The sequence below is a fragment of the Bradyrhizobium sp. Unk1 genome, from assembly GCF_059512345.1.
The window spans coordinates 188,074-201,721 of sequence record NZ_JCAMOP010000003.1; the positions used below are offsets into that span (position 1 = coordinate 188,074).

Genomic DNA, 13,648 nt, shown 5'->3' on the forward strand with positions numbered 1-13,648 from the left:
CGGCCGCAACAGGCCGCAATGGAATATTTTGCGAAGGCCATGGCGGAATTGCTCGGCTGCCGGAGCTGCTACGTAGCCGTGCTATCCGCCTCCGGGCTGGAAGAAGCCAGAATCGGAGACGCTCCTACCGACCCGTCATGCGCGACGATGGTTGAGCGATTTGCGCGCAAGGGCACTGCCGAGGACGTCGCCTCGCTCGAGCCGATCAATTCCCGGACCTCCTTCGTCCGCAAGTTGATCGGCGCGGAACCCCCGGTAAAGAGTCATTCGGTCATTGGCAGGTTTGCTTCCGATGAGCGAACCACGGTCGTATTCGTGGCCGGATGGCGACCGGCCGCGCTTGCGGCAGCGGAGATTCCCGGTTTGGCGCATACCGTGCGCCCGTTATGGAAAGCTGCTCATTCACTTGCCCGGCAAGCGCCGGGGCAGGTCGATGCGCAACTCTGGCTCGAAGAGCTGACCTTTCCCGCCATCGTCGTGGACCAGGGCCTGCACATTTACGCAGTCAATCGTGGTGGACGTGTGCTGCTCGCCAAGCGCGAGCTGCTCAGGATGGATGTAGGCAGGCTCGCTGGCTCATGCGCTTCCGTGACCGAAAGCTTGCGGGGGGCAATCGGGAAAGTGCTGATCGAGACCGGGACTCACGGATGGTTCAACACTACGGTTCCGCTCTCGACGGATCGTCAGCAATTCGCCTTCGCCAAGATCGGCGCTGTTCCAACCCATGACAAGCTGGGACAGGCCCTCATCGTCGTGCCGCAATTCGATGACGCGCAGGGCGCGCACTGCATTGCGTCAGCCTTCGGGTTGAACTGGGCTGAGGAAAGAATCGTCGCCCGGATTCTTCAATTCCAGTGCCCTCGCGATATTGGAGCCGAGCTTGGGCTGACCGAGGCAACGGTGCGAACCTACACCAAGAGGATCATGCTCAAATTGGGGATCAACCGACAGTCGGAATTCTTTCTCCTGTATCATCTCACCCAATCGCCTTTTGGCGCTGGCAGGCGCGAGAACTGGGTGAGCCGGCCGGCCTCCGACGGTCGATTGGACGAAGAGGGTCCGATGAGATTGCGGACGGCTGGCAAGCATTCGCCTGACTGAGTACGGGGGTTCTCCGCGATGTCGAGGCGCATGGGCTGCGCAGGTTTCCTCTACCGGACGTTCGTTGCCCTGGCGTTGGCCGGAGCCGGCTTCGCTGCCCATGCCCAGAGCATTCAATTGGCGCTGCCGATTGCCTGCGAGCCTGGCCGTACCTGCTACATCCAGAATTACACGGATCTCGATCCGTCGCGGTCGGCGCGAGATTACAAGTGCGGCACGCTGACTTATGACGGCCACAACGGCACCGACTTTCGTTTGCCCTCATTGGCAGTGCAAAGGGCTGGCGTGGACGTGCGCGCGGCGGCAGGCGGCCGCATTCTTCGTACACGCAATGACGCTCCGGACGGCGCTTTCACAAAATCGGGACGCGAAGCCGTGCGCGAGGCCGAATGTGGCAATGGCGTTGTCATCGAACATCCGGAGCAGTGGGAAACCCAGTACTGCCACCTCGCCGCCGGCAGTGTGTTGGTCAAGCCTGGAGATAAGATCGACCTCGGACAGCCGATCGGCCGTGTCGGACTCTCTGGCCTCACGGAATATCCTCACCTGCATTTCACCGTGAGGCACGATGGCGCGGTCGTCGATCCCTTTGCGTATGGCGTTCGTCCCGGGTCTTGCGAGGGCGGTCAATCGCTCTGGCTTGCTGCCCTCCGCTCGAAACTTGAGTACCGGGAACGAGCCATCCTCAATGCAGGCTTTACGACGGGGCCGGTCACGATGGAACTCATCGAGGACGGCAGTGCCGAGAGCCAGATGCCGTCCGCCAGTTCGATGGCGATCGTTGCGTTCGTGCGGGCAATCGGGCTGAAGGCAGGCGATGCGCAATGGCTGGTCATCAAGGATCCCCTCGAGAACGTCATCGCGGAAAATCGGTCTGCACCACTTCAGGCCAACAAGGCGCAATTCATGCTCTTTGCGGGCAAGAAGCGGCCGCCCGGGGGTTGGGAACGCGGCTCCTACAAGGCCACTTATGTTGTCGAGCGCGATGGCCAGATCGTGCTCAGGAAAGACCTGGAGCTCATGCTCTAGCGTTGCGCCCGTGCTCGGGGAGACCCGCGCCGCGGGCCTTTTGAAGGCCTGATCGGTTGCCGGAACGGCCCGCTCCCGCTATAGGGCGTGGAGAGGGTGAACCATGTCCGATATGCGTTTGATTGTTGCTGGGGCAGGCGGCCGGATGGGCCGGGCGCTGGCACGAGCGATTGCCGACACCGAAGGCGCGGTGCTGGCGGGAGCCCTGGAGGTACCAGGCTCGGAGCTGCTCGGCAAGGATGCCGGCGTGCTCGCGGGCCTGCCGGCCAACGGCATCAAACTCTCGGCGGACCTCTGGGCGATGTCGAAGGACGCCGACGGCATTCTGGATTTCACCGTGCCGGCGGCGACCATCGCCAATGTCGCGATCGCGGCCGAGCGCGGCCTCGTGCACGTCATCGGCACCACAGGACTGTCGGCCTCCGACAACGCCGTGATCAAGAGCGTCACCAACCGCGCGGTCGTGGTGCAGTCGGGCAATATGAGCCTGGGCGTCAATCTGCTCGCCGCGGTGGTCAAGCGCGTCGCGAAGGCACTCGACGAGAGCTTCGACATCGAAGTCGTGGAAACCCACCACCGCATGAAGATCGATGCGCCCTCGGGCACTGCGCTGATGCTGGGCCAGGCCGCTGCCGCCGGCCGCGGCATCTCGCTCGATGAGCATTCGGATCGCGGCCGCGACGGCATCACCGGCGCGCGCAAGCCGGGCGACATCGGCTTTGCCTCCCTGCGCGGCGGCACCGTCGCCGGCGAGCACAGCGTGACCTTCCTCGGACCGTTCGAACGCCTGACGCTGTCGCATCTCGCCGAAGACCGCATGCTGTTCGCACACGGCGCGCTCAAGGCGGCGCTGTGGGCGCATGGCAAGAAGCCGGGGCACTACTCCATGGCCGACGTGCTCGGTCTCGCAGACATCTGAGCGAGCTGAAGCATGAACCGGACCCGAAGGGCCGCGTTAGCGCAAGATGTGAAGCGGCTTTCCGCCAAGATCATTCCTCAACAATAACCTGAATGGAAAGCAGTCAATGAGCGAACGTCTCCTCGTGCTCGTGCGCCACGGTCAGAGCGAGTGGAATCTGAAGAACCTGTTCACGGGCTGGAAGGATCCTGATCTCACCGAGCTCGGCGTGAAGGAGGCCACGGAAGCCGGCCGCAAGCTGAAGGCGCAGGGCCTCGTGTTCGACGTCGCCTACACCTCGGTCCTGACGCGCGCGCAGCACACGCTCGATCTCATTCTCGGCGAGCTCGACCAGAAGGGCCTGCCGACCTCCAAAGACCTCGCGCTGAACGAGCGCGACTATGGCGATCTCTCCGGCCTCAACAAGGACGACGCCCGCAAGAAATGGGGCGAGGACCAGGTGCTGATCTGGCGCCGCTCCTACGACGTGCCGCCGCCCGGCGGCGAAAGCCTGAAGGATACGCTGGCGCGCGCGCTGCCCTATTACGTGCAGGAGATCCTGCCCGGCGTGCTCAACGGCAAGCGCACGCTGGTCGCCGCCCACGGCAACTCGCTGCGCGCGCTGATCATGGTGCTGGAAAAGCTCTCGCCCGAAGGCATTTTGAAGCGCGAGCTCGCGACCGGCGTGCCGATCATCTACCGGCTCAACGCGGATTCGACGGTGGCCTCGAAGCTGGATCTGGCGGGTTAGACTTCGTCGCCACGCACGGTGCCGTAGGGTGGGCAAAGCGAAGCGTGCCCACGCTGTGTCAGCGATTGAGAAAGACGGTGGGCACGGCGCTTTGCGCCTTTGCCCACCTACGGCAGCTCGCCTACTGCATCCCCAGCTGCCCGGCCTCCCAGCCCAGCATCGCCTGCTTGCGGGTGATGCCCCAGTGATAGCCGGTGAGCGTGCCGCTCTTGCCGAGCGCGCGGTGGCAGGGCACGACGAACGAGACCGGGTTCTTGCCGACCGCAGCGCCGACGGCGCGTGAGGCCTTAGGGCTGTTGATGTTGCAGGCGATGTCGGAATAGGACACCGCGCGACCCATCGGGATCTTCAGCAGCGTCTCCCACACCCGCACCTCGAAATCGGTGCCGATCATCACCACGCGCAACGGCTGGTCCGGCCGCCACAGCTTGGGGTCGAAGATGCGCTGTGCGAGCGGTGCGGTGCCTTCGTGATCCTCGACGTAAGTTGCGTTGCGCCATCGGCGCGTCATGTCGGCGAGCGCGACCTTCTCCTCACCGGGATCGGCGAACGCAAGTCCTGACAGGCCGCGGTCGGTGGCGATCACGATCGCCGTGCCGAACGGCGAGGGATGGAAGCCATAGCGTAGCGTCAGGCCCGCGCCGCCGTTCTTCCATTCGCCGGGCGACATCGCTTCATGGGTGACGAAGAGATCGTGCAGCCGGCCCGGTCCAGAAAGACCCGAGTCGAGCGCTGCATCGAGAATGCTCGCGGAGTCCCGCAACAAACCCTTGGCGTGATCGAGCGTCAGCGCCTGCATGAACGCCTTCGGCGTGATCGAGGCCCAGCGACGGAACAGATGGTGCAGCTCATCCGGCGTGACGCCCGCCGCATCCGCCATCGCTTCGATGGCCGGCTGGGTGCGCCAGTTCTCCGAGATGAATGCGATCGCCCGGCGCACGGAGTCGTAATCGCGCAACGCGGCGTTCTGGGAGCCTGGCTTGGCCAGGCGCTGGTCATTTATGGCGAGTGTCATCATGAGTGGAAATGTAGGCGTGGCGCCGGGCCGAAACCACCCGATTTCCGATCCGGACTCAGGAGACCGGGTTGTAGGTCGGGCCGCGCTTGGCAGCGTTCAGAGCTTCAACCAAGCCTTTGTAAAAACTTGCCTTTTCGTCCGGACCCAGGAAGCGGGCGATCTGGATCTGGTGGCCGCGCGAGATCAGATAGAGATGCTCGATGCCAAAATCCTCGTCGACTTCCATGTCGAGGCGGACCCAGAGCGGATTGAACGTCCATTCGGCGACCTGGCCGCGATGACTGACGCGCCGCACCCGCAGCTCGGACGCCGTGACCGAAATTTCCTCGCGCGCCCGCGCGGTGCGGAAATTGGCTTTGAAGGCCCACCAGATCACCAGCACGTCGAGGCCGAAGAAGCCGAACACCGGCCACGCTCCCATCATCAGGAAGGCGAGGCCGGTGGCAAAGCTAACCACGCTCAGGAACAGCATCACGGCGAGGAAGCCGGTGCGGTTCAGCGAGCGGTGCGGCGTCAGCAGCGCGGAGAAGATCTGCGGCTCCGTCCCGCTTTCAGATCGCCCGCGCTCAATTTCGTTGCCTGTGCTCATCGTCCCTCAGTATATCCCGATCATGGCGAAAATCACCCGCAAGCCGGCCCCGCGCAAAGCGTCCGTGCCGAAGAAAAAGGCAAAGGCGACTGTCGCGAAGCCGAAGGCTCCCGCCAGGAAATCGCTCAAGGCCACAAGACCCAATCCGATAAGACCCTGGACGCCGGCCGAGATCCACGAGGTCTTCAGCCGTTTCCGCAAGGCCAATCCGGAGCCGAAAGGCGAGCTCGAGCACGTCAATCCGTTCACGCTGCTGGTCGCCGTGGTGCTGTCGGCACAGGCCACCGATGCCGGGGTCAACAAGGCGACGCGCGCATTGTTCGAGATCGCCGACACGCCGCAGAAGATGCTCGACCTCGGCGAAGAACGCTTGCGCGAATACATCAAGACCATCGGCCTCTATCGCACCAAGGCGAAGAACGTGATTGCACTGTCGGCCAAGGTGCTCAGCGAATTCGGCGGCGAGGTGCCGCGCACGCGCGCCGGGATCGAATCCCTGCCAGGCGCCGGGCGCAAGACCGCCAACGTGGTGCTCAACATGGCCTTCGGCGAGCACACCATGGCGGTCGACACGCATGTCTTCCGCGTCGGCAACCGCACCGCGCTCGCTCCCGGCAAGACGCCGCTCGAAGTCGAGCTTGGTCTCGAAAAGGTGATCCCGTCCGAGTTCATGTTGCACGCCCATCATTGGCTGATTCTGCACGGCCGCTATACTTGCCTCGCGCGCAAGCCGCGCTGCGAGGTTTGCCTGATCAACGATCTCTGCCGATGGCCGGAGAAGACGGTCTGAGGCGGAATTCGCCGTCATTCCGGGGGACAATGTGAAGCAAGCCGGTTTTGGGGGCCTATCGTGAGTCAGCAGGAACAAGTCTCGTCGCCGCCACCGGCCGCGGCACCGGCTCCGCCGCCGAAGCCGACGCAGCAACCGGCGAGCTCGCTCTGGAGTCGGCTCGCGATCCCGGTGTTCGCCGTGATCGTCGCGCTCGCCTTCGTGGCACTGGCGACGCTGCGCTTCGACGAATGGGTCGGCAACGCTGTGGTCCAAACCACCAACGACGCCTATGTGCGCGCCGATCTGACGCGGCTTGCAAGCCGCGTCTCCGGCGAAGTGCTGACCGTCGGGGTCTCTGACTTCCAGCGCGTCAAGGCCGGCGATCTCCTGATCCAGATCGATCCCGCCGACTACCAGGCCCAGGTCGCGCAGTCCGAGGCCGCTGTCGCCGCCGCGCAGGCCGTGCTCGACAATCTGAGCAATCAGGTCGAGCTGCAATATGCGACCATCGCGCAGGCGCAGGCCGCGCAGCTGTCCGCGGAAGCGTTGGAAGTCGAGGCTCGGCAGGAGCAGGATCGCCAGAAATCGCTGACGCAGACGGAAGCCGGCACGCGGCAGCGGCTGGAACAGGCCGTCGCGGGCTACGCGAAGGCGCAGGCCGACGTGCGTGCCAGTCGCGCCGTCATCGCCGCGCAGCAGCATCAACTCGAAGTTCTGCAGGGCACCAAGAAGCAGCGCGCCGCCGATGTCGCGGCGGCCAAGGCGACGCTGGCGAGCGCGAAGCTGAAGCTCGGCTATACCAGGATCACCGCGCCGTTCGACGGCGTCGTCGGCGAGCGCCAGGTGCAGCCCGGCGACTACGTCAACATCGGCACCAACCTCATCAACGTGGTGCCACTGCCGAAGGTCTATGTGATCGCGAACTACAAGGAGACCCAGCTCACTCATGTCGCGCCGGGCCAGCCGGTCGAGATCACCGTCGATAGCTTCCCGCGCGAGAAGCTGCGCGGCAAGGTGGAGCGCATTGCGCCCGCGACCGGCGCGCAGGTGGCCCTGCTGCCGCCGGACAACGCGACCGGCAATTTCACCAAGGTCGTGCAGCGCATTCCTGTGCGCATCCAGTTCGACGACAACCAGCCGCTGCTGTCGCGGCTGGTGCCGGGCATGTCGGTCGTCACCAGCATCGACACGAAGGCCGGCAATGGCGGAAAATGACGATGCCGGCCACGGACCTCTCTCGCGCGGCGGCATCGCGCCACAGCCCTTGTTTGCCGTGGCGGCGGTGCTGCTCGGCTCGTTCCTCGCCAATTTCGACAGCCGGCTGACCACGGTCGGCCTGCCGGACCTGCGTGGTGCGTTCTCGCTCTCGTTCGACGAGGGCGCCTGGCTTTCGACCGCCGGCATCGGCTCGCAAATCCTGATTGCGCCGGCGGTGGCGTGGCTCGCGACGGTGTTCGGCCTGCGCCGCGTGCTCGGCATCCCGAGCCTCGTCTACGCCGCGGTGTCGCTGATCATTCCCTTCGTGCACGATTATCCGACGCTGCTCGCCCTCAGCGTCGTGCACGGCCTGCTGCTCGGCACCTTCGTGCCTGCGACGCTCATGATCGTGTTACGAAACCTGCCGATCCGATGGTGGGTGCCGGCGATCTCGCTCTATTCGATCCGGGTCGGCTTTGCGCTTGATACGTCGAGCTCGCTGGTCGGCTTCTATGTCGACCATCTCGGCTGGCAATGGCTGTACTGGCAGAGCGTCGTGATCGCGCCCTTGATGGGCCTGATGGTTTATCTGGGCACGCCGAGCGAGCCGGTGAACCGCACGCTGCTGCGCGAGGCCGATTGGGGCGGCATGCTGTTGCTCGGCGCCGCGGTCTCGATGATCTATGCCGGCCTCGACCAGGGCAATCGCCTGGACTGGCTGGGCTCCGGCACGGTGATGGCGCTGCTCGTCAGCGGTGTGGTGCTGTTCGCAGGCTTCCTCGTCAACGAGTCGCTGGTGCGACAGCCCTGGGCGCATGTGAACGTGCTGTTCTCGCGCAATGTCGGGTTGGGGCTGGTCTTGATCCTGCTCTACACGCTGACCAGCCTCTCCAACTCGTCGCTGGTGCCGAATTTCCTCGGCAATGTCGTTCTGCTCAGGCCGGAGCAGAGCGGGATGGTGCTGCTCACCTATGGCGCGCTGCCGATGTTCGTGCTGGTGCCGATCTCGATCTGGCTGCTGCGGCATTTCGATACGCGGTTCGTCGTGGTGCTGGGCTTTGCCTGCTTTGCCGCGGCCAATCTCTGGGGCACGCAGCTCAGCCATGTCTGGGCGCGCGAGGATTTTGTCGGCATCGTGCTGCTCCAGGCGATCGGGCAGTCGCTGATCCTGCTGCCGCTCATCGTCACGCTGCTGTCGAACGCCGATCCGAGCCGCGCCACCTCCTTTGCCGCCTACATCCAGATCATGCGGCTCGGCGGCGCAGAGATCGGCATCGCGCTGATGGGAACGTGGCTGCGCGTGCGTGAGCAGGTCCATTCCTTCTATCTCGGCCAGAACCTTTTGGTCGGCGATGCCGATGTGGTGGGTAGGCTCAAGCAGCTCGCCGATTACTTCGCGGCCCATGGCACCGGCATGGCGCAGGCGCGCGCGGTCGGCACGCTCGCGGGCCTGGTGCAGCGCGAGGCCAATGTGCTCGCCTATATCGACGGCTTCTGGCTGTGCTTCTGGCTCGCGATGGTCGCGCTCGGCGTCGTCGCGCTGATCACCCGGGCGCCACCGGGCCCGTTCACGCCGGCGCCGTTCGGTTTCGCCAAGATGCTGCTGCGCAAATGCGGGGCGCAAGTAAACTGAGAAGTAAACTGAGAAGTGAACTGAGAGGTGGGCTGACAGGTGAGCCGAGAGGTCTCACCGCATCTGCCGCGCCGGCTCTATCAGCTCGGGCCGCGGTCCCGACAGGCGCTTGTGCATGTGGACCATGAACGCCATGCCGAAGATCGGCGTCGCCAGATTGACGATCGGGATCGAGACGAAGGCTGCAATGAAAAGGCCGGCGGTGAAGATGGTCGCCGCGTTGTCGCGCCGCAACGCCTTGGCGTCCTCCGGCGAGCGGAAGCGCATCGCGGCGAGCTCGAAATATTCGCGACCGAGCAGCCAAGCGGCGGCGACGAAGAAGATCAGGAATCCGGCACCGGCGAACAGGACCAGTGGCAAGGCCACCAGATAGACCACGAGCGTCAGCAGCGCGGTCTTGACGCCCTCGTAGATCGCCTGGCTGAACGGCAGCGCGGCGCCCGGCCGCTCGGCGGGATAGTGCTCCCGCTCGACGATGTCGGCGACGTCGTCGACGAACAGGCTCGCCACCAGCGAGGTGATCGCAGGCATCAGGAACACGCCGCCGAACACGACGCCGAGGCCCGCCGCGATCGAGACGATCCAGGCGAGGACCTCGAGCGAGGAATGCCAGCTCGGCCCGAGCAGGCCTTCCAGCCAGACCTCGCCATAGGTCGCAAACCAGCTCAGCAGCCGCTGCAAGCCGATCGCCAGCACGATGATCAGCACAAGTGCAAGCCCGATCGATCGCCACAGGATCGAGCGCATCGGCGGCGAGATCAATTGCGACAGCGCCTTTACGGCGGCATCCAGCATGCGAGTACCTCTCAGCAAAACCACCCGCGAGAGGTAGACACCTGAAGTCGCTTCGGCAAGGGTTCCCGACCCGCTCTGGCCTGCGGCTTTATCGCTTGAGCATGATCTCCGCGCAAACGCGTTCTGCGTGTGTCGCGAGGGAAAACCGCCTCACACTTTTCCGGATCATGCTCTAACGTTCCGCCGCGATGCTGGCCCAGCAGGTGATGGCGCTACAGACCGTGCTCCAGCGACCGAAACCCTTGTAGATCTGGGCGGCGATCTGCTCCTGCTGTTGCAGGGTGCCTTCGGCCTTGATCTGCGGATCGGAGACGTTGCGGATCGCGAGCCAGCGCGGTGCCTTGTCGCCCATCTCCTGCGCGACCAGGCCAAGGATGGCATCGCCCATTTCGGAGACGTCACCGAGTCCCTGGAGATGGAAGTGGTCGTCCGAGGTGTCGAAGCCGAAGAAGTCGGTGGTGACCACGGAGGAGGACAGGCCGCTCGGCTTCACGACGAAGATCTTCGGCGCCCTTGTGTTGTCCTTCGGCAATTGCCCGGCATTGGCCTTGAACAGCGTCTTGGCCTGCGCGAACTTCTTGGTCACGGCGGATCTGCTGGAAAAATGCTCCTGCGCGAACGGCTGCTTCTTGAACTTCGACAGGCAGTCGAAGCGAACGATCGGGCTGACGACGACGTCGCCGACCTCGAATTCCTTGCCGATGCCGCCGGCCGTGCCCGTGGTGATGACGAGCGTCGGCTGCACCTCGGTGATGATCTGGCGCCAGACGTCGATGTTCGGCAGTTGCGGGCCGTCCTGCGACATGTGCGAATCGGATTTGAAGATCACGACCTTCTTCTTGCCGATGGCGGTGGTCCAGTAGGTGCCGAGCCGTTTCAGCTCCTTGGCCGGACAGCCGTTGCGCATCTTCTTGGAGATGGCCGCGTAATTATGCGTATAGGGTACGTAATCGTTGCGGGAGTCCTTGCCCGGCGTCAGCACGCGGCTGAGGGCGTGGCCTTCGTCGACGGTCCAGGTCACGACCAGCACGTCGGCGCGCGGCAGCGGTCCCTTGCCGTTGCCCTTCGGCTTCGGCCCGGTTTGCGGCGCCAACCCCTTCGGCCAGGCAATGTCGGTGAAGCGCGACAGCCCGGTCGAGGTCGAGAAGGCCATGAACTCGCGGCCTTCGCTCGATTCGGAATCGAAATCGATGATCTCGCGCCGAAAGTCTTCGGTCGTGACCTTCGCGGATCTCTTCACCGCGCCCTTGGCCACGCGTTTCACCACGAAGGTGTCGGGCGGGGGCGGCGTCGTGATCGGATCGAAACCGAGATTTCTCTCAACCCATTTGCGGTCAGCACGCATCGCATTGTCTCCGCCAAATTGATTTTCAGACGTCTGATTCTGGCAAACGTCTTCCGTTGGTCGGCCAGACAAGCCAACGGTTGCAATTTTAAATCGAAATCCTTGTCGCCGAATGGTCGTGAATATTGACCGATTCCGTGTCGATCTGAGCCAGTTGGATGTTGCCTCTGCCAAACAAGAGGTTTGCTGAAAAAATATCGCTCAAAGCCTGAACCAATTTTGGCTTGAGATTACACCTATAGTTGAGGTGCGACAATCTGCCTTCCAATCACAAACGGAGGAAGTCATGGCAAGCTCGACCACGCGCGTGACGCTGGCGAACAGCGCACGGAAATTGCCGAAGGGAGCCAAGCTCGTCGGGGCGGCCGATCCCAAGCAGGAAATCGAGATCAGCGTCCGCCTGCGCGCGAAGCGTGCCGACGATGAGCAGGTGATGGCGCTCGGCGCGCAACCGCCGCGCGAGCGCCAGTATCTCTCGCGTGCCGAGTTCGGCGCAACGATGGGCGCTGATACCGCCGACGTCGCCAAGATCGACGATTTCGCGCATCACCACGATCTCAACGTCAAGAGCGTGCATCTGGCGTCCCGCACCGTGAAGCTGACCGGGACGGTGAAGGCAATGAGCGCAGCCTTCGGGGTCAAGCTCAACAAGGTCAGATACGAAGGCGCGATCCATCGCATGCGCAAAGGCAGCGTGCAGATCCCGGCCGAGCTCGCAGGTATCGTGGTCGGCGTGCACGGCCTCGACAACCGGCCGGTGGCGCAACCCCACTTCCGCCGCAAGCTGCCGCAGAAGGGCGCAGCCGCACGCGCCGCGCAGGGCGGCAGCTTCTCGGTCGATCAGATCGCCCAGCTCTACAATTTCCCGGGCGGCGAGACCGGCGCCGGCCAGTGCATCGCCATCATCGAGCTCAACGACATCGACCAGAAGGGCCATCCCACGGGCGCCGGCTACAAAACGTCAGATTTGCGCACCTTCTTCAAGAAGGCGGGCATCCCGATGCCGAAGATCGCACCCGCGAGCGTCGACGGCGGCGCCAACAAGCCCGGCCATTCCGACGCCGACGGCGAGGTCGTGCTCGACATCGAGGTGGCCGGTGCGATCGCGCCCGGCGCCAGGATCGTGGTTTATTTCGCGCCCAACACCACCAACGGCTTCATCGATGCGGTCAAGGCCGCCGTCCATGACACCGCGCGAAAACCTTCGGTGATCTCGATCAGCTGGGGCGGGCCGGAAGACCAGGAAGGCTCGCAGCAATTCGTCGACGGCCTGAACGAGGCGGTCCGCGACGCCGCCGCGATGGGCGTCACCGTCTGCGTTGCCTCCGGCGACAATGGTTCGGCCGACATGGGCGCGGACTGGGACGGCAAGCCACACGCGGATTTCCCGGCCTCGAGCCCGTTTGCACTCGCCTGCGGCGGCACCAATCTGAAGGCGCCGAACGGCGATATCAACGAGGTGGTCTGGAACGGCGGGCCGCGGGGCGGCGCAGGCGGCGGCGGTGTCAGCGTCGTGTTCCCGCGGCCGCAATACCAGGCTCAAGCCCATGTTCCGAAATCACCGACGCATCACAATGGCCGCGGGGTACCCGATGTTGCCGGCGATGCCGATCCCGCGACCGGCTACCAGATCTTCCTCAACGGCGTCGGCACCACCATCGGCGGCACAAGTGCGGTGGCGCCGCTGATGGCGGGGTTGATCGCGCGCATCAACGAGGCGACGACGAAGAAATTCGGCAAGACCGTCGGCTTCATCAACCCGCTGATCTACGCGTCGCACACGCAAGGCGTGTTCCGCGACATCACGATCGGCAACAATGACATCACCGGCGATCTGCACGGCATGTACAAGGCCGGCCCCGGCTGGGACGCCTGCTCCGGCCTCGGCGTCCCCAACGGCGAAGCGCTGCAGAATTTGCTCTCGGCGTGAGCTCCGGGTGACGGGGAGTCTCTGCGAGTCCAGCTGTTACCGCCCTTGCGGAGGCTCCCCCCTCACCCCGACCCTCTCCCCGCAAGCGGGGCAAGGGAGAACTACTCGTGCCGGTGTCCGTGCTTGCGCGCCCTCGCCTGCTTCCCTTCACCGGTCGGGATCATCACCACGCGGCCGTAGCGGACGCCGCGTTCGGCGATGATGTGGTCGGCGAAATGCCTGACCTCGCCGGCGTCGCCGCGCAGCGCCGTCATCTCCATGCAATTGTTGTCGTCGAGATGGACGTGCAGGGTGGCCAGCGCGAGGTCGTGGTGGCCGTGGAATTCCTGCACCAGGCGCTTCGAGAGATCACGCGCGGCATGGTCGTAGACGTAGACGAGGCCGGCCACGCAAGGGCCGGTCTGTGCGGTGTCCTCCGTGCTCTGTTGCAGGCCGGCGCGCGCGAGGTCGCGGATGATCTCGGAGCGGTTCTGGTAGCCGCGCGCTTCCGCCGCCGCGTCGATCTCCGCCAGAAGATCGTCCTCGATCGTGATCGTAATCCGCTGCATCAGGTCCTCTCCGCGTCTCGCCTGTGTCCCGTGAACCGTAGC

General features: G+C 64.4%; 13 protein-coding genes. 8 read left to right on the forward strand and 5 right to left on the reverse strand.

Annotation, left to right across the window (positions count from 1 at the left end):
• Nucleotides 1–18 precede the first annotated feature (18 nt).
• From AC5ZFO_RS05080 to AC5ZFO_RS05095, 4 genes are all read left to right on the forward strand, one after another.
• Complete coding sequence (locus AC5ZFO_RS05080; protein WP_282521714.1) at nucleotides 19–1,101, forward strand: helix-turn-helix transcriptional regulator; 1,083 nt, start codon at nucleotides 19–21, stop codon at nucleotides 1,099–1,101.
• Nucleotides 1,102–1,119: 18 nt separating this feature from the next.
• On the forward strand, nucleotides 1,120–2,130 hold the full coding sequence (locus AC5ZFO_RS05085) for a M23 family metallopeptidase (RefSeq protein ID WP_496121571.1): 1,011 nt from the start codon (nucleotides 1,120–1,122) through the stop codon (nucleotides 2,128–2,130).
• 103 nt (nucleotides 2,131–2,233) lie between these two features.
• Nucleotides 2,234–3,049, forward strand: a complete 816-nt coding sequence (gene dapB / locus AC5ZFO_RS05090; protein ID WP_282521712.1) for a 4-hydroxy-tetrahydrodipicolinate reductase — start codon at nucleotides 2,234–2,236, stop codon at nucleotides 3,047–3,049.
• Nucleotides 3,050–3,155: 106 nt separating this feature from the next.
• On the forward strand, nucleotides 3,156–3,779 hold the full coding sequence (locus AC5ZFO_RS05095; RefSeq protein WP_014490847.1) for a 2,3-bisphosphoglycerate-dependent phosphoglycerate mutase: 624 nt from the start codon (nucleotides 3,156–3,158) through the stop codon (nucleotides 3,777–3,779).
• 121 nt (nucleotides 3,780–3,900) lie between these two features.
• Here the strand turns inward: AC5ZFO_RS05095 and AC5ZFO_RS05100 are convergent, their stop codons facing one another.
• Both AC5ZFO_RS05100 and AC5ZFO_RS05105 read right to left on the reverse strand, forming a co-directional pair.
• Nucleotides 3,901–4,797, reverse strand: a complete 897-nt coding sequence (locus tag AC5ZFO_RS05100) for a methylated-DNA--[protein]-cysteine S-methyltransferase (RefSeq protein ID WP_282521711.1) — start codon at nucleotides 4,795–4,797, stop codon at nucleotides 3,901–3,903.
• Nucleotides 4,798–4,852: 55 nt separating this feature from the next.
• Nucleotides 4,853–5,386: a DUF2244 domain-containing protein gene (locus tag AC5ZFO_RS05105; RefSeq protein WP_282521710.1), complete on the reverse strand. Its 534-nt coding sequence runs from the start codon at nucleotides 5,384–5,386 to the stop codon at nucleotides 4,853–4,855.
• Nucleotides 5,387–5,408: 22 nt separating this feature from the next.
• Here AC5ZFO_RS05105 and nth point away from each other — a divergent pair, with 22 nt between their 5' ends.
• Genes nth through AC5ZFO_RS05120 form a run of 3 tightly spaced genes read left to right on the forward strand, consistent with a single transcriptional unit; the run spans nucleotide 5,409 to nucleotide 8,988 of the window.
• Nucleotides 5,409–6,176 carry an endonuclease III gene (gene nth, locus AC5ZFO_RS05110; RefSeq protein ID WP_282521709.1) on the forward strand — a complete coding sequence of 256 codons (768 nt, stop codon included), beginning with the start codon at nucleotides 5,409–5,411 and terminating at the stop codon, nucleotides 6,174–6,176.
• A gap of 60 nt (nucleotides 6,177–6,236) precedes the next feature.
• Nucleotides 6,237–7,373, forward strand: coding sequence for an HlyD family secretion protein (locus AC5ZFO_RS05115; protein ID WP_282521708.1), 1,137 nt, complete (start codon nucleotides 6,237–6,239; stop codon nucleotides 7,371–7,373).
• Nucleotides 7,360–8,988, forward strand: coding sequence for an MFS transporter (locus AC5ZFO_RS05120; protein WP_282521707.1), 1,629 nt, complete (start codon nucleotides 7,360–7,362; stop codon nucleotides 8,986–8,988). Before AC5ZFO_RS05115 ends, AC5ZFO_RS05120 begins: the two co-directional genes overlap by 14 nt.
• Nucleotides 8,989–9,042: 54 nt before the next feature.
• On the opposite strand, the gene AC5ZFO_RS05125 is transcribed toward AC5ZFO_RS05120, so the two are convergent.
• Together AC5ZFO_RS05125 and AC5ZFO_RS05130 are read right to left on the reverse strand one after the other, a co-directional pair.
• Nucleotides 9,043–9,783, reverse strand: coding sequence for a sulfate transporter family protein (locus AC5ZFO_RS05125; RefSeq protein ID WP_282521706.1), 741 nt, complete (start codon nucleotides 9,781–9,783; stop codon nucleotides 9,043–9,045).
• A 172-nt stretch (nucleotides 9,784–9,955) separates the two neighbouring features.
• Nucleotides 9,956–11,128, reverse strand: coding sequence for a phosphorylase family protein (locus AC5ZFO_RS05130; protein WP_496121577.1), 1,173 nt, complete (start codon nucleotides 11,126–11,128; stop codon nucleotides 9,956–9,958).
• Nucleotides 11,129–11,414: 286 nt separating this feature from the next.
• On the opposite strand from AC5ZFO_RS05130, the gene AC5ZFO_RS05135 reads away from it, so the two are divergent.
• The gene (locus tag AC5ZFO_RS05135) at nucleotides 11,415–13,058 is read left to right on the forward strand and encodes a S53 family peptidase (RefSeq protein ID WP_282521704.1); all 1,644 of its coding nucleotides are present in this window, start codon (nucleotides 11,415–11,417) and stop codon (nucleotides 13,056–13,058) included.
• A gap of 101 nt (nucleotides 13,059–13,159) precedes the next feature.
• Here AC5ZFO_RS05135 and nikR read toward each other — a convergent pair whose 3' ends face one another.
• Nucleotides 13,160–13,606 (reverse strand): nickel-responsive transcriptional regulator NikR, encoded by a 447-nt coding sequence (gene nikR, locus AC5ZFO_RS05140; RefSeq protein WP_282521703.1) that lies wholly within the window; start codon nucleotides 13,604–13,606, stop codon nucleotides 13,160–13,162.
• Nucleotides 13,607–13,648 lie beyond the last annotated feature (42 nt).

Excerpts from the sequence above, each read along its gene's own strand:
- AC5ZFO_RS05135 (WP_282521704.1), top strand. The coding sequence starts at position 11,415 with ATGGCAAGCTCGACCACGCGCGTGACGCTGGCGAACAGCGCACGGAAA.
- AC5ZFO_RS05125 (WP_282521706.1), bottom strand. The coding sequence starts at position 9,783 with ATGCTGGATGCCGCCGTAAAGGCGCTGTCGCAATTGATCTCGCCGCCG.
- AC5ZFO_RS05120 (WP_282521707.1), top strand. The coding sequence starts at position 7,360 with ATGGCGGAAAATGACGATGCCGGCCACGGACCTCTCTCGCGCGGCGGC.
- AC5ZFO_RS05100 (WP_282521711.1), bottom strand. The coding sequence starts at position 4,797 with ATGATGACACTCGCCATAAATGACCAGCGCCTGGCCAAGCCAGGCTCC.
- AC5ZFO_RS05105 (WP_282521710.1), bottom strand. The coding sequence starts at position 5,386 with ATGAGCACAGGCAACGAAATTGAGCGCGGGCGATCTGAAAGCGGGACG.
- dapB (WP_282521712.1), top strand. The coding sequence starts at position 2,234 with ATGTCCGATATGCGTTTGATTGTTGCTGGGGCAGGCGGCCGGATGGGC.
- AC5ZFO_RS05080 (WP_282521714.1), top strand. The coding sequence starts at position 19 with ATGGAATATTTTGCGAAGGCCATGGCGGAATTGCTCGGCTGCCGGAGC.
- AC5ZFO_RS05095 (WP_014490847.1), top strand. The coding sequence starts at position 3,156 with ATGAGCGAACGTCTCCTCGTGCTCGTGCGCCACGGTCAGAGCGAGTGG.
- AC5ZFO_RS05085 (WP_496121571.1), top strand. The coding sequence starts at position 1,120 with ATGTCGAGGCGCATGGGCTGCGCAGGTTTCCTCTACCGGACGTTCGTT.
- AC5ZFO_RS05130 (WP_496121577.1), bottom strand. The coding sequence starts at position 11,128 with ATGCGTGCTGACCGCAAATGGGTTGAGAGAAATCTCGGTTTCGATCCG.
- nth (WP_282521709.1), top strand. The coding sequence starts at position 5,409 with ATGGCGAAAATCACCCGCAAGCCGGCCCCGCGCAAAGCGTCCGTGCCG.
- nikR (WP_282521703.1), bottom strand. The coding sequence starts at position 13,606 with ATGCAGCGGATTACGATCACGATCGAGGACGATCTTCTGGCGGAGATC.